At 54.4% G+C, this 13,366-nt stretch carries 15 protein-coding genes and 1 pseudogene; 6 read left to right on the top strand and 10 right to left on the bottom strand.

Annotated features, from left to right (window positions below; translation table 11 throughout):
* The first annotated feature begins 25 nt into the window (after window positions 1–25).
* The 5 genes from ACZ1G5_RS02615 (at window position 26) to ACZ1G5_RS02595 (ending at window position 3,458) form a co-directional block, all read left to right on the top strand.
* On the top strand, window positions 26–646 hold the full coding sequence (locus ACZ1G5_RS02615) for an ATP-dependent Clp protease proteolytic subunit (protein WP_472731374.1): 621 nt from the start codon (window positions 26–28) through the stop codon (window positions 644–646).
* 222 nt (window positions 647–868) lie between these two features.
* A complete protein-coding gene (gene clpX, locus ACZ1G5_RS02610) occupies window positions 869–2,134 on the top strand; it encodes an ATP-dependent Clp protease ATP-binding subunit ClpX (RefSeq protein ID WP_472731373.1) in 1,266 nt (421 codons plus the stop codon).
* A 3-nt stretch (window positions 2,135–2,137) separates the two neighbouring features.
* Window positions 2,138–2,521 (top strand): RidA family protein, encoded by a 384-nt coding sequence (locus ACZ1G5_RS02605; protein ID WP_472731372.1) that lies wholly within the window; start codon window positions 2,138–2,140, stop codon window positions 2,519–2,521.
* A gap of 60 nt (window positions 2,522–2,581) precedes the next feature.
* Window positions 2,582–2,965: an NADH:ubiquinone oxidoreductase subunit NDUFA12 gene (locus ACZ1G5_RS02600; RefSeq protein ID WP_472731371.1), complete on the top strand. Its 384-nt coding sequence runs from the start codon at window positions 2,582–2,584 to the stop codon at window positions 2,963–2,965.
* A 10-nt stretch (window positions 2,966–2,975) separates the two neighbouring features.
* A complete protein-coding gene (locus tag ACZ1G5_RS02595) occupies window positions 2,976–3,458 on the top strand; it encodes a DUF2155 domain-containing protein (RefSeq protein WP_472731370.1) in 483 nt (160 codons plus the stop codon).
* Here ACZ1G5_RS02595 and aat read toward each other — a convergent pair.
* The 10 genes and pseudogenes from aat to ACZ1G5_RS02545 all read right to left on the bottom strand — a co-directional run bounded on the left by aat (window position 3,422) and on the right by ACZ1G5_RS02545 (window position 11,778).
* On the bottom strand, window positions 3,422–4,072 hold the full coding sequence (gene aat, locus ACZ1G5_RS02590; RefSeq protein ID WP_472731369.1) for a leucyl/phenylalanyl-tRNA--protein transferase: 651 nt from the start codon (window positions 4,070–4,072) through the stop codon (window positions 3,422–3,424). The genes ACZ1G5_RS02595 and aat overlap by 37 nt on opposite strands.
* A 5-nt stretch (window positions 4,073–4,077) precedes the next feature.
* Window positions 4,078–5,424 (bottom strand): acetyl-CoA carboxylase biotin carboxylase subunit, encoded by a 1,347-nt coding sequence (accC, locus tag ACZ1G5_RS02585; protein WP_472731368.1) that lies wholly within the window; start codon window positions 5,422–5,424, stop codon window positions 4,078–4,080.
* Between the two features lie 10 nt (window positions 5,425–5,434).
* Window positions 5,435–5,923 carry an acetyl-CoA carboxylase biotin carboxyl carrier protein gene (gene accB / locus ACZ1G5_RS02580; RefSeq protein WP_472731367.1) on the bottom strand — a complete coding sequence of 163 codons (489 nt, stop codon included), beginning with the start codon at window positions 5,921–5,923 and terminating at the stop codon, window positions 5,435–5,437.
* Window positions 5,924–6,038: 115 nt separating this feature from the next.
* Window positions 6,039–6,386, bottom strand: a complete 348-nt coding sequence (locus ACZ1G5_RS02575) for a hypothetical protein (RefSeq protein WP_472731366.1) — start codon at window positions 6,384–6,386, stop codon at window positions 6,039–6,041.
* 116 nt (window positions 6,387–6,502) lie between these two features.
* Entirely contained in the window at window positions 6,503–7,252 is a 750-nt protein-coding gene (locus tag ACZ1G5_RS02570) for an ABC transporter ATP-binding protein (protein ID WP_472731365.1), read from the bottom strand.
* 40 nt (window positions 7,253–7,292) lie between these two features.
* Window positions 7,293–7,427 (bottom strand): ABC transporter ATP-binding protein C-terminal domain-containing protein, encoded by a 135-nt coding sequence (locus ACZ1G5_RS02565; protein WP_373412707.1) that lies wholly within the window; start codon window positions 7,425–7,427, stop codon window positions 7,293–7,295.
* A 105-nt stretch (window positions 7,428–7,532) separates the two neighbouring features.
* Window positions 7,533–8,051 (bottom strand): annotated as a pseudogene (locus ACZ1G5_RS02560) (ABC transporter ATP-binding protein); the annotation flags it as partial.
* A 12-nt stretch (window positions 8,052–8,063) separates the two neighbouring features.
* A complete protein-coding gene (locus tag ACZ1G5_RS02555; RefSeq protein ID WP_472731364.1) occupies window positions 8,064–9,263 on the bottom strand; it encodes a branched-chain amino acid ABC transporter permease in 1,200 nt (399 codons plus the stop codon).
* A 3-nt stretch (window positions 9,264–9,266) separates the two neighbouring features.
* A complete protein-coding gene (locus ACZ1G5_RS02550; RefSeq protein WP_472731363.1) occupies window positions 9,267–10,298 on the bottom strand; it encodes a branched-chain amino acid ABC transporter permease in 1,032 nt (343 codons plus the stop codon).
* Between the two features lie 133 nt (window positions 10,299–10,431).
* Window positions 10,432–11,778, bottom strand: coding sequence for a substrate-binding protein (locus ACZ1G5_RS02545; protein WP_472731362.1), 1,347 nt, complete (start codon window positions 11,776–11,778; stop codon window positions 10,432–10,434).
* A 217-nt stretch (window positions 11,779–11,995) separates the two neighbouring features.
* On the opposite strand from ACZ1G5_RS02545, the gene ACZ1G5_RS02540 reads away from it, so the two are divergent.
* Window positions 11,996–13,297, top strand: a complete 1,302-nt coding sequence (locus tag ACZ1G5_RS02540) for a short-chain fatty acyl-CoA regulator family protein (protein WP_472731361.1) — start codon at window positions 11,996–11,998, stop codon at window positions 13,295–13,297.
* Window positions 13,298–13,366 lie beyond the last annotated feature (69 nt).

Raw genomic sequence — 13,366 nt, 5'->3', positions numbered from 1 at the left:
CCCGTCCAACAGTGAGGCACTATATATGCAAGACCCCGTCGAGACTTACATGAACCTTGTCCCAATGGTCGTTGAACAGACCGCCCGGGGTGAACGCGCCTACGACATCTTTTCACGGCTGCTGAAAGAACGGATCATTTTCGTAAATGGACCCGTCCATGACGGCATGAGCCAGTTGATCGTGGCCCAACTGCTGCATCTGGAATCAGAGAACCCCAAGAAAGAGATCAGCATGTACATCAACAGCCCCGGTGGCGTGGTGACATCTGGTTTGTCGATTTATGACACGATGCAGTATATCCGCCCCAAGGTCAGCACATTGGTGATCGGGCAGGCGGCCTCTATGGGATCACTTTTGTTGACTGCGGGTCATGAAGGCATGCGTTTCTCATTGCCCAACAGCCGCGTGATGGTGCACCAGCCGTCTGGTGGCTATCAGGGGCAGGCGACCGATATCATGATCCACGCCGCTGAGACTCAAAAGTTGAAGACGCGCCTGAACGAGATCTACGTAAAGCATACGGGCAACACACTCAAAAAGGTTGAAGCGGCACTCGAGCGTGACAACTTTATGTCGCCGGAAGAGGCCAAAGAGTGGGGCCTTATTGACGAAATTGTTGAGAACCGCACAAAAGCTGACGACTGATCCCAAAAGTATCGTTTTGCTCAACAAACGCGGCATTTGCCGCGTTTGTCTTGTTTCTGTCCCAATGTCGTCTCACATGGCGCGTTATTGTGCATTATTGGGTTGTTAACGCTGATGTGCGCAAGGTCATTTTGACATTGTGGACCTCGGCGGGCTGTCCTAGTGTTGGAGGCGAGGCAGTCCGATAGATGTTTGAGCGGCCGTAGGGCCAAGAGGTTTGAGATGGCGAATACGAACAGCACCGACAGCAAGAATACGCTCTACTGTAGCTTTTGCGGCAAGAGCCAGCATGAGGTGCGTAAGCTGATCGCGGGTCCGACTGTCTTTATTTGTGACGAATGCGTCGAGCTTTGCATGGATATTATCCGTGAGGAGACGAAAACCGCAGGCTTGAAAGCTGGTGACGGCGTTCCAACACCGTCAGAGATTTGTGGCGTGCTTGATGACTATGTGATCGGTCAAATGCATGCCAAACGCGTGCTGTCAGTGGCGGTGCATAACCACTACAAGCGTCTGAACCACGCCGACAAGTCGGACATCGAACTGGCGAAATCCAACATCATGCTGATCGGCCCCACAGGTTGCGGTAAGACACTGCTGGCCCAGACGCTGGCGCGTATTCTTGATGTGCCGTTCACGATGGCAGACGCGACGACGCTGACCGAAGCGGGTTACGTCGGTGAAGATGTTGAAAACATTATCCTCAAATTGCTTCAGGCGTCCGAATATAATGTTGAACGCGCACAGCGTGGCATCGTCTATATTGACGAAGTCGACAAGATTACGCGCAAATCTGATAACCCGTCGATCACGCGTGACGTGTCTGGTGAGGGTGTCCAGCAGGCGTTGCTGAAGATCATGGAAGGGACCGTTGCCTCTGTACCCCCGCAAGGCGGGCGCAAGCATCCGCAGCAGGAATTCCTCCAAGTTGACACCACAAACATTCTGTTCATTTGCGGTGGTGCTTTTGCCGGTCTGGACAAAATCATCGCGCAGCGTGGCAAGGGGTCTGCAATGGGCTTTGGCGCTGACGTGCGCGAAGACGATGATCGCGGCATTGGAGAGATTTTCACGGATCTTGAGCCGGAAGATCTGCTCAAGTTTGGTTTGATCCCGGAATTTGTCGGCCGTTTGCCTGTCATCGCGACACTGACGGATCTGGATGAAGATGCGCTGATCACGATCCTGACGCAGCCAAAGAACGCATTGGTGAAACAGTATCAGCGCCTCTTTGACCTGGAAAGCACCAAGCTGACATTCACCGAAGATGCCCTGAGTGCAATCGCCAAACGCGCGATTGAGCGGAAGACTGGCGCACGCGGTCTGCGTTCGATCATGGAAGATATCCTGTTGGACACGATGTTCGACCTGCCAGGCATGGACACTGTGACGGAAGTGGTCGTGAATGAAGAGGCAGTGACATCTGATGTGGCGCCCCTGATGATCCACGATGAGGGCAAGAAAAAAGAGCCTGCGACAGCGAGCTAAGCGTTGAGCGTCCGTCACATTAGCACCGGATCACCCTTTGAGGAGCAGATCGGTTACAGCCGTGCCGTAGTGGCGGATGGTTGGGTTTTTGTTGCTGGTACGACTGGCTATGACTACGACCACATGGTTATGCCTGAAAGCGTCGAAGCGCAGTGCCGCAATACGCTTGACACAATCGGCAAGGCGCTTGAACAGGCCGGCAGCAGCTTGGACCATGTAGTGCGCGTGAACTACATCGTACCAAATAAGACGGACTGGCCCAAATGTTGGGAGATCACCGCAGCCGCTTTTGCCAAGGCAAAGCCGGCTGCGACAATGATCTCCGCAAATTTGCAGAGCCCTGAGATGAAGATCGAAATCGAAGTCACTGCGCGGGTCCCCGCCTGAGTAGACTGGACCTTTTCCGCACCATGGTGCATGGATAATTAACGAAATCGGAGACGCGACATGGGCATTGGTCATAACATCAAACGCATTTTCACGTGGTGGGATGGTCAGTCCTTTGGCACGCAACTTTGGACAAGCCGAAACGGAACCAAAGTTGGTGAGGATGCGGACGGCAATGTGTTTTATCGCAACAGCGACGACAGTCGTCGCTGGGTCATTTACAACGGTGACAATGAAGCGTCGCGCGTTGCCCCGGAATGGCATGGATGGTTGCATCATACATGGGATGAGCCGCCGACCGAAGTTGCGCTGAAGCACAAAGATTGGGAAAAGCCGCATCAAGAAAACCTGACTGGAACAATGGCTGCCTATGCGCCGGCCGGGTCGATCCGTCGGCAAGCACCGGCTGCGCGTTCAGACTATGAGGCGTGGACGCCGGAATAGAGGTATCATCATGCGGTTACTTCTGGCAGCGCTTGTTTTCGCACCTCTTCTTTCGGCGACCCCGGTGGCAGCGCAAGAAATCGTCACGACGCCCATCGAAGATGTGCCATTGGATGAGCTGATCGGCCAATTGACCACGACGCCGAACGAACCAGAAGGCGAAGACTATCTCTCTACCTCGACGGATGCCGTGGTGCAGAAGGTGTCTATTGCAACGGCAGGTGAACTGCGTATTCTTGATAAGTTGACCGGCCAAGTGACAGATCTGTCGTTAGAAAACGGCCAAACCGCGACTTTAGGTTTTCTGGCGGTCAAGCTGAATGAATGCCGCTACCCCGTTGATAATCCATCCGGCGATGCGTTTGCTCAGATCATTGTACGGGATGCCGAAGGTACACTCTTCTCTGGTTGGATGTTGGCGTCCGCGCCAGCACTCAACGCCATGGACCATCCGCGCTATGATGTTTGGGCATTGCGCTGTATCACATCCTGAGCCTTCGGCGTCGGACCGGCACCAGCAAAATCTGCATTGTGACCGAGCGCTTGCGCCAGCATGGCGCGGTAGTGATCACGTGGTATTTCGATAGCGCCGAGGCTTTCCAAATGCGGGGTGATGAATTGCGTATCAAAAAGCTGAAAGCCCGCGAGCCTGAGGCGGTCTACCAGATATGCAAGTGCTACTTTGGACGCATCTGCGGCCCGGCTGAACATGCTTTCGCCAAAGAACGCCGCGCCAATCGCGACACCGTACACACCGCCGACCAGATCTGTTTCCTCCCAGACTTCAATGGAGTGCGCACAGCTCCTGTCATTTAAGTCGCAGTAAAGCTCAAAGATCGTTTCGTTGATCCAGGTTTCGTCGCGATCTGCGCAGCCCTGCACAACCTCTTTAAACGCGCGGTCGTGGGTGACAGAGAAAGTGCCGCGGCGCATTGTGCGCGCCAAGCTACGTGAAATCCGAAACCCGTCCAATGGAATGATACCGCGCATGCGCGGATCAACCCAAAATACATCAGGGTCGTTGCGCCCCTCTGACATAGGAAATACCCCAACCTGATAGGCCTGCAACAGCAGCTCAGGTGTGAGGGTGGGTTCGTTATCTTTCACGGGCCTCAGGCGAGGTTTTCATCAAGCCAATGTTCAAGCCAGTGAATATTGTAGTCACCAGTTTGGACGGCTTGTTCCGCCAAAAGCGCGTGGAACAATGGGACGGTCGTATCGACACCGTCAACGATCAGTTCGCCCAAGGCGCGTTCAAGACGGGCCAAAGCCTCAGGACGGTCACGTCCGTGGACGATCAGTTTTCCGATCAGACTGTCGTAGTAGGGCGGGATGCGGTACCCATCATACAAAGCGGAATCCATGCGCACACCCAGCCCACCAGGCGCATGATATTGCGTGATGGTGCCAGGGCAGGGTGCAAAATTAGGCAGTTTTTCCGCATTGATGCGGACCTCAATGGCATGCCCATTGATTTGCAGGTCATCTTGTCCAAATGACATCGGCAGACCTGATGCGACACGAAGCTGCTCTCGCACCAGATCGACACCAAAGATACCTTCGGTGACAGGATGTTCGACCTGCAGGCGCGTGTTCATCTCGATGAAGTAGAACTCGTCATTCTCAAACAGAAATTCGATTGTTCCTGCACCGATATAATTGATCTTGGCGACCGCATCGGCACAAACCTTCCCGATCCGCGCGCGCAATTCTGGCGTGATGCAGGGGCCGGGGGCCTCCTCGAATACCTTTTGGTGGCGGCGCTGCAAGGAACAATCACGCTCGCCCAAGTGCACCGCATTGCCCTTGCCATCGCCAAACACCTGAATTTCGATATGGCGGGGTGTTGTCAGGTACTTCTCGATATAGACTTCGTCGTTGCCGAACGCGGCCTTTCCCTCTGCGCGGGCCGACTGAAAGGCTTGCTCCATGTCGGCGGCAGTTTGTGCCACCTTCATGCCGCGACCACCACCGCCAGCCGTGGCTTTGATGATGACAGGGTAGCCGATTTCTTCGCCGACGCGCTTTGCGTCATCAAGCGTCGGAACACCACCATCAGAACCGGGTACGCAAGGCACGCCAAGGTCCTTCATGGTGTCCTTGGCAGTGATCTTGTCGCCCATAACGCGAATATGCTCTGCGGTGGGTCCAATAAATGTCAGGTCGTGATCTTCGACAGCCTGCACAAAAGCTGCATTTTCGGACAGAAAGCCGTAGCCGGGATGGATGGCCTGCGCGCCCGTAATCTCACAGGCAGAGATGATCGCCGGAAAGGACAAATAGCTTTGCGCAGAGGAGGGAGGTCCAATGCAAATCGCCTCGTCAGCCATGCGCACATGCATTGCGTCTGCGTCGGCAGTGGAATGCACCGCAACCGATTTTACGCCCATTTCACGACAGGCACGCACAACCCGGAGGGCGATTTCGCCTCGGTTAGCGATAAGGATTTTGTCGAACATGGGTCTGCCCTTATTCGATAATCACAAGGGGCGCGCCAAACTCAACGGGACCGCCATCTTCAACCAAGATACGTTTGATTGTTCCTGCACGCGGTGCAGGGATGTGGTTCATCGTTTTCATGGCCTCGATAATGAGGATTGTGTCGCCTTCCTTGACCGTGGCACCCACGGTTGAGAAAGGTTCGGCCCCTGGTTCCGGTGCCATATACACCGTTCCGACCATCGGCGATGTGACAGCGCCGGGATGGCTGGCAGGGTCTTCATTACTGCTGGTCATGGCGGGCGGTAAAGGTGCAGCGGTTGCGGCGGGTACTGCAGCAGCCGGCGCTGCGGTCGCTTGGACAATCGTTTGCGTTTGACGACTGACGCGGACGTTGAGGCTGTCATTTTCGCCATAGTCGCGTTTGACCTGCAATTCAGTCAAATCGTTGTCGCGCAGCAGTTCTGCCAGTGCCGCAATAAAGCTGACATCGCTATCGTGAGAGGTTTTGTTGCCCATGTTGTCCTCGGCCCATTGCCCATATTATTGGCGCTTTCGCGACGTTACGTCACAAAGCATCTACATGCTTATAGGGCAACCCTGCGAGGGTGGGAAGCATAGGGTCGAAAAACGATCAGACTTTTTGTGGCGAGGCTTCATCAGTGGTGATTTGTGTTACCGGGGTGCCGGGTGATGAGGTTTCGTCAGCCGATGCGGCATCTCCATCATAGGGCAGCATCGGCACATCATAGGGGCGCAAAGTCCGGTCAGGCGGCGCAATTTCCGTTGGGTTCTCCGGATACTCTGAGCCAGACAGTCGCGCAGTGACGACCTGTGCGACGAAGGGTCTGTTTGACGGCAGGGTGGCCCCTTGATCGGAGCGTTCCACTTCCTGCACCTTTGTCGTGATCGCACGTGGCAAGGTTGGTGCTGACGCGACATTCGTTGCCGTCGAAGGCTGTAAATTGAGTGTGGTTTCCATATCTAGGCTCCGAAAAGCTGTGCACTATATCGTACCACTTTTGCGTTCTCGGATTACCAAAGTCTTAATCGCGGCGAAGAATTTCGCTACGATTTTAGGTTAATGTATACCGCGTATCAGATGGCCAAATACTGCGCGCGCAGCTGCTCATTCTCAAGCACTTCGGCGGCGGAACCATCAAAGACCACCTTGCCGATGTCCAGAATGACCGCGCGATCGGCAAGCTTGAGTGCCGCGACAGCGTTTTGCTCTACAATTACAGTTGTAATCCCCTGATCGCGGATCACGCCAAGTGTCTTTGCGATTTCCTGCACGATAACGGGCGCCAGGCCCTCATAGGGTTCATCCAGCAGCAATACCTTGATGTCACGGGCCAATGCGCGCGCGATCGAAAGCATTTGTTGTTCACCACCAGAGAGCGTCACGCCTTCTTGTTTGCGACGTTCGCCCAAGCGCGGGAACAGGTCGTATATTCGATCAAGTGACCACCCATGCGGTGGCGTGATCTGGGCCAGTTGCAGGTTTTCTTCAACCGTTAGGCCAGGGATAATCCGGCGGTCTTCTGGCACCAACGAAATGCCATTGGCAGCGGCCTCATGGCTTTTCATCTCATGTAACGGTTTATGATCGAGCCAGATTTCACCGTGCGTCAGTTCGGGATCATCCAAGCGGGCGATTGTTCGCAGAGTCGACGTTTTTCCGGCACCGTTGCGGCCCAGAAGTGCGAGAATTTCGCCTTCATGAATGTTAAAGCTGACATTTTGCACGATGTAGCTTTCACCGTAGTAGGCCTCGATCTCCCACACGCTCAGGTAGGCGGGGTGGGTTGCTGCATTGTTGGCGTGCTTGTTGAAAGGTGCGTTCATTTTCTGTCTCCTCCCAGATCATTTGGTTAAATGGTCTGAGTTAAACTTGCGCTTCGCCAAGATACGCTTCGCGCACTTTTGGGTGGCCTTTGATATTGTCAGGTGTGTCCTCGACCAGCGGCGTGCCTTGTGCCAACACAGTGATCCGCTCCGCAAGTGAGAAAACCACATTCATGTCGTGCTCAATAATCGCCATCGTAATCCCGCGCTTCTCGCGGATTTCTTTTAGCAAATTGATCGTGTTCTCGGTATCTGCTCGCGCCATACCAGCGGTTGGCTCGTCCAGCAAAAGAAGCTTGGGGTCTTGGACAAGGCACATCGCCATTTCCAAACGGCGTTTATCACCGCGCGACAAGCTAGACGCAATCATGTCTTTCTTTTCCAACATGTTCACATCCGCCAGAATTGCCCCCGCCTGTTCCTGAATGCCTTTTTCAGCAAAAATGCTTTCAATGGCATGCATGCGGAACGCGCCGTCGCGCTTGGCAAAGCAGGGGATCATGACGTTCTCAAACACGCTTAGATCGCTGAAAATCTCTGGCGTCTGGAACACCCGGCTGATGCCCATCTGGTTAATCTCGTGCGGCTTGCGGCCCAGCACGGACTGCCCGTCGAACATCACCGATCCGCTGTCGGGGATCAGCTTGCCCACCAAGACATTCAGCAAGGTGGACTTGCCCGCACCATTCGGCCCGATGATCGCATGGGTGGTGTTTTCCTGAATACTGAGGTTCACGTCACCCAGCGCTTGCAGACCACCGAACCGCTTGTTGATGCCTTTAACTTCTAACAAACCCATCTGTCTGTCTCCTTATTCGGCCGGTTCAGTGGCGTTTGGCTTGGCGTCTTCCGGTTTTTTCCGGCTGAAGGCCGCTGCGATTTTTTGACCGCCCTGGACCAAGCCACCAGGCAAGAAGATGACAACCAGCATAAACACGATACCCAACGTGAGGTGCCAGCCTTTCCCGATAAACGGATAGATCATCGCCACCACAAAGTTCTCTAACCCATCAGGTAAGAAAGCAAACCAGCCATGGAGGATCGTTTCGTTGATTTTAGAAAAGATGTTTTCAAAATACTTGATCATACCCGCGCCAAGGACTGGCCCGATCAATGTACCCGCGCCGCCCAGAATGGTCATCAGAACGACTTCGCCGGACGCCGTCCATTGCATACGCTCGGCACCTGCCAGCGGGTCCATCGAGGCCATCAAACCACCTGCCAGACCTGCATACATGCCAGAGATGACGAATGCGGCAAGCGTATAAGGTTTAGCGTTCAGTCCAGTATAACTCATCCGTGTTTGGTTCGATTTGATTGCGCGCAGCATCATCCCGAAAGGTGAACGGAAGATACGGATCGCAATGTAGAAAGCTATGATCATGAACACTGCCGCAAGGTAGTAGCCTGCGTTGAAAGTGAACAACCACGCCCCCAGTTCGAGTTCATAGCTCGATCGCATTTCCAGTCCAAACAGCGCAGGAACCGGAATATTGCCGGTTGCAGTTTGCGAAGCACCAAAAATACGCGGATCGTCCAAGGCAAGCTGGAGCCCTGTTTCGCCACCTGTGATTGGCGTCAGAACCGAATAGGCTAACGCAAAAGACATTTGTGCGAAGGCCAGCGTCAGGATCGAAAAGTAAATACCCGACCGCCGCAGCGAGACGTACCCGATCAAAAGTGAAAACAGGCCAGCGATGATGACACTAATCGCGATGGCTGGCAGCACGTTCATGCTCAGCAGCTTGAACATCCAGACGGCACCGTAAGAACCGGCACCCAAGAAGGCCGCGTGACCAAAGGACAGGTATCCGGTCAGACCAAACAGAATGTTGAACCCGATCGCAAAGATCCCGAAGATCACAAAGCGCTGCATCAAATCTGGATAGCCTGCATTGAACTGCGCCATTTCGGATCCTTCAGGGAAGGGGTTCAGAATGAAAGGTGCGAACAGCGTCAAACCAACGACGATCAGCAGCAGACGAAAGTCTTTCTTTTCAAGTCCGAGCATTGGTTACTCCTCCATGACGCCCTTGCGGCCCATCAGGCCGCGAGGACGCGTCAACAAAACGATAATTGCGACAAGATAAATGATGATCTGGTTGATCCCTGGCAGCACGTCGATGACGGCTGACATCGACGCAAAGCTTTCCAGAATACCCAAAAGGAAACCAGCAGCGACCGCACCGGGCAATGACCCCATGCCGCCAACAACAACCACAACAAAGCTTAGCACCAAGAAGTCCATTCCCATGTGATAGTTGGGTGAATTGATGGGGGCATACATCACCCCAGCAAGCCCTGCGACCGCGGCCGCGATCCCGAACATGATTGTAAACCGCTTGTCGATATCGATACCAAGGAGGCCGACAGTTTCGCGGTCGGCCATGCCGGCCCGTACCACCATACCAAAGGTCGTGAATTGTAGAAATGCAAAGACCGCCCCGATGATAATGATCGAGAAGAAGAAATAGACCAGACGCCAGTAAGGATAGATAATCGCGTTTGGATCAAAACCAAAGGCAACGCCGAAATCGAAACTGCCAACAAAGGCTTCGGGCGCAGGTGTTGGAATTGGGTTTGCACCATAGAAATATTTGACGATCTCTTGAATGACGATGGCCAGACCAAAAGTCACAAGAATCTGGTCCGCATGGGGGCGTTTGTAGAAGTGCTTGATCAGGCCGCGCTCCATGATGAAGCCGATAGCGACCATGATAGGAATAGCGATGAGGATCGAGATCGGGACGGCCCAGTCGATGACCGCATCGCCGGCCACTTGCCCAAAGAAATCGTGTATATATGGCACCTCGACCTGTAGGGGATTGCCCAAGAAATCTGTCCGCGTTTCGTCAACGACCTTGTGGCTCAGTGTCAGTAGATTGCTTACGGTGACTGCCACAAAGGCGCCCAGCATGAACAAGGCACCATGCGCAAAATTCACAACGCCAAGCGTACCAAAGATAAGTGTCAGGCCCAACGCAATGAGCGCGTAGGCGGAGCCTTTATCTAATCCGTTAAGAATCTGGAGTATGAACTGGTCCATCTGGTGACCTCTGATCAGTTATGGGAAAGAGCTTGCGGTGCTCTGCATCACGCCGCAGCCAAGTTTGGCGCCGCATGACCCGTGATTGGGGGGATCAGGCCACCCGTAAAGGGTGACCTGAAGCATTGTAGGCTTACGCGCCTGGGTTACATGTTCCCAAAGCACCACCCTGGAATTGTGGGTGATCTGCTGGGTATGTGACCTGAGCGGCTGGTGTGACTTCGACGATCTCAAGAAGGTCGAATTCGTTTTCTGGGTTTTCTTTACCCTTCACGACCAGCACGTCCTTGAAGCACTGGTGATCTTCGCCACGGTAGAGTGTTGGACCGTTGCCCAGACCGTCGAACTCGAAATCTTCGAGAGCTTCGACAACCGCACATGGGTTGAACGAACCGGCGCGTGTGACCGCATCTGCGTAAAGCAGTGTCTGCACGTATGTGGTGTGTGCAGCCTGCGATGGTGGGAAGCCGTACTTGGTGCCGAACGAACGGACAAACGCTTGCGAACCCTCGTCCTGTAGGGACCAGTGCCAGTTTGTCGAACCAAAGATGCCCTTCACGTTGGCACCTGCACCTTTCGCCATCAGGCGAGAGTAGAGCGGAACAACGATTTCGAAGTTCTGACCGTTGGCCTGTGCTTCACGCAGACCAAACTGAACGGCGTTGGTCAGCGAGTTCACCATGTTCCCGCCGTAGTGGTTCAGAACCAGAACGTCAGCACCAGAGTTCAGAACAGGTGCGATGTAGGAGGAAAAGTCAGTCTGTGTCAGCGGTGTCAGTACCGTGTTCACGGTTTCCCAACCCATCGCTTCTGTGGATGACTGCACAGCTTCCTGTGTTGTGTAACCCCAGTTGTAGTCGGCTGTCAGGTGATAGGCTTTCCGGTTGTTGCCGTAAGCCGCTTCTAGCACAGGGGCAAGCGCCGCACCGGACATGTAGGAGTTAAAGAAGTGACGGAAGCCGTTGGCCCGCTTATCTTTACCTGTTGTGTCGTTGGAATGGGTCAGGCCCGCCATGAAGATGACGCCAGCTTCTTGGCAGAGCGCCTGTACGGCCACCGCAACACCGGAGGATGAACCGCCAGTAATCATTATGGCGCCATCTTTTTCGATCATCGAACGTGCAGAAGCGCGTGCGGCATCAGACTTCGTCTGTGTATCGCCAGTCACATACTTCACTTCGCGACCCAGAATACCCGTACCGTCCAGAACCTGTGACGAGAACGTATTCATCATACCGCCATCGCCGCCACCGTTCAGGTGCTCCACCGCAAGCTCATAGGCGCGCAGTTCATCGGCACCTTCATCTGCGTAAGGACCGGTTTGCGGCACGTTGAAGCCAAGAATGACCTCACTGTCGCCTGGCGCATTTGTGAACCCGGCATGCGCATCCGCACGCAGATATTGCGGCAGAGCGAGACCGGCACTGGCAACCATGCCAGTTTTCAGGACGCCACGACGCGAGAAATTCGATTTGGACATTATTATCCTCCCTAAAGTTTTTGTCAGATGGGCCCCAAGCCCAAGCAACGCGTGCGTTTAGACACTATGTCATATTTGTGGCGATCTGTTCATTCGGCAACAAGTCATTGAGAGCGCTAGACTTATTTGTAAAATCATGAACAAATAACTTGCAAATCTAGTAAATCGGTTTTCTCGCGCCCGCAGAAAGCCACTGAAACTGTTGAGGGAATTCGAAATGGCTGTGCAGCGGCTCGTTGGATCAAGGATCCGGGAAAAACGCCTTGACCTTGGTTTGCGGCAAGCATCGGTTGCCGAAAAGGTGGGCATTTCCCCATCTTACCTGAACCTCATTGAGCACAACCGTCGCAGAATCGGCGGTAAGCTGCTGGCAGATATTGCGCGCGCGCTGGATGTCGATACCGGCCTGTTGGCTGATGGCGCTGATGGAGAAATACTCGATCATATGCGTAGTGCGGCTGCAACTGCTGATGGCGCTGTCGAGGTGGATCGGACCGAGGAGCTCGCCGCGCGATTTCCTGGATGGAGCGCCCTGATCGCAGCGCAAGCCCGCAGAATTGCCCACCTTGAAGAGAAAAGTCAGATACTGACGGACCGCCTGGCGTATGATCCCAAACTGGCCAACGCATTGCATGAGGTCATTTCAGCTGTGAGCGCCATTCGGTCTTCGGCATCAATTCTTGTGGGGCCCGAAGAATTGGATACCGACTGGCAGCGTCGATTTCATGAGAATATCCACAACGACAGTGTGCGCCTCGCTACAAGTAGCGAGGCTTTGATCACCTATCTCGAAGCACCTGAAGCGGTGTTGGATCACGCAGGCTCACCTTTCGAGCAGGTCGAAGTTTATTTGTCTCGATTGGGTTTTCATTTGGCGGCTTTGGAAGAGGGGGCTGATGGCAACCTTATTGTGCAGGACGCTGGCCTGACCGGCGCGCCCGCTATGATCTTGCAAGCCATCGTCAAACAATATGCCGTTGACGTTGCAGCGCTCCCGCTCTTGCCGTTCCAAAGATATTGCCGCAAGGCTGGCTATGATCCCGCGCGCGTCGCAGACCAGTTTGATGTTCCCGTCTCACAAGTGCTTCGTCGCATGGCACAGTTGCCGCCCGATAACGGACACCCGCCCATGGGGCTGGTCGTGAGCGACGCCGCCGGCGCGCTACTGATCACGAAACCGGTTGCCGGCTTCTCCATGCCCCGCGTCGGCGGTGCATGCCCACTTTGGCCGCTTTATGGTGCGCTGAGCCGACCGTCCCAGCCAGTGCGGTTACATGTCGAGATGCCCGCTCCTAATCCGACACGGTTCTTATGTTATGCGGTGGCAGAGCCGGTCGGGCGTGGCACATTTGACGGACCGCCGCCGCTGCACAGCACGATGCTCGTCATGCCCGACCCGCCGGAAACCGGGCAATCTCCGCACCCGGTTGGTGTTTCATGTCGGATTTGCCCACGCCATGCCTGCACAAGTCGCCGTGAACCGGCGTTGCAGGGGATCAACCCTTCACCTCCTCTTTGACAGCATTGGAAAATGCAGTGATAGTCTGATCTTGGGGAGGCTCCTTTTACTGAAAGGGAACTATAAATA

Source organism: Yoonia sp. JB2-21, assembly GCF_055693545.1.
This window is presented reverse-complemented; position numbering and strand designations above follow the sequence as displayed.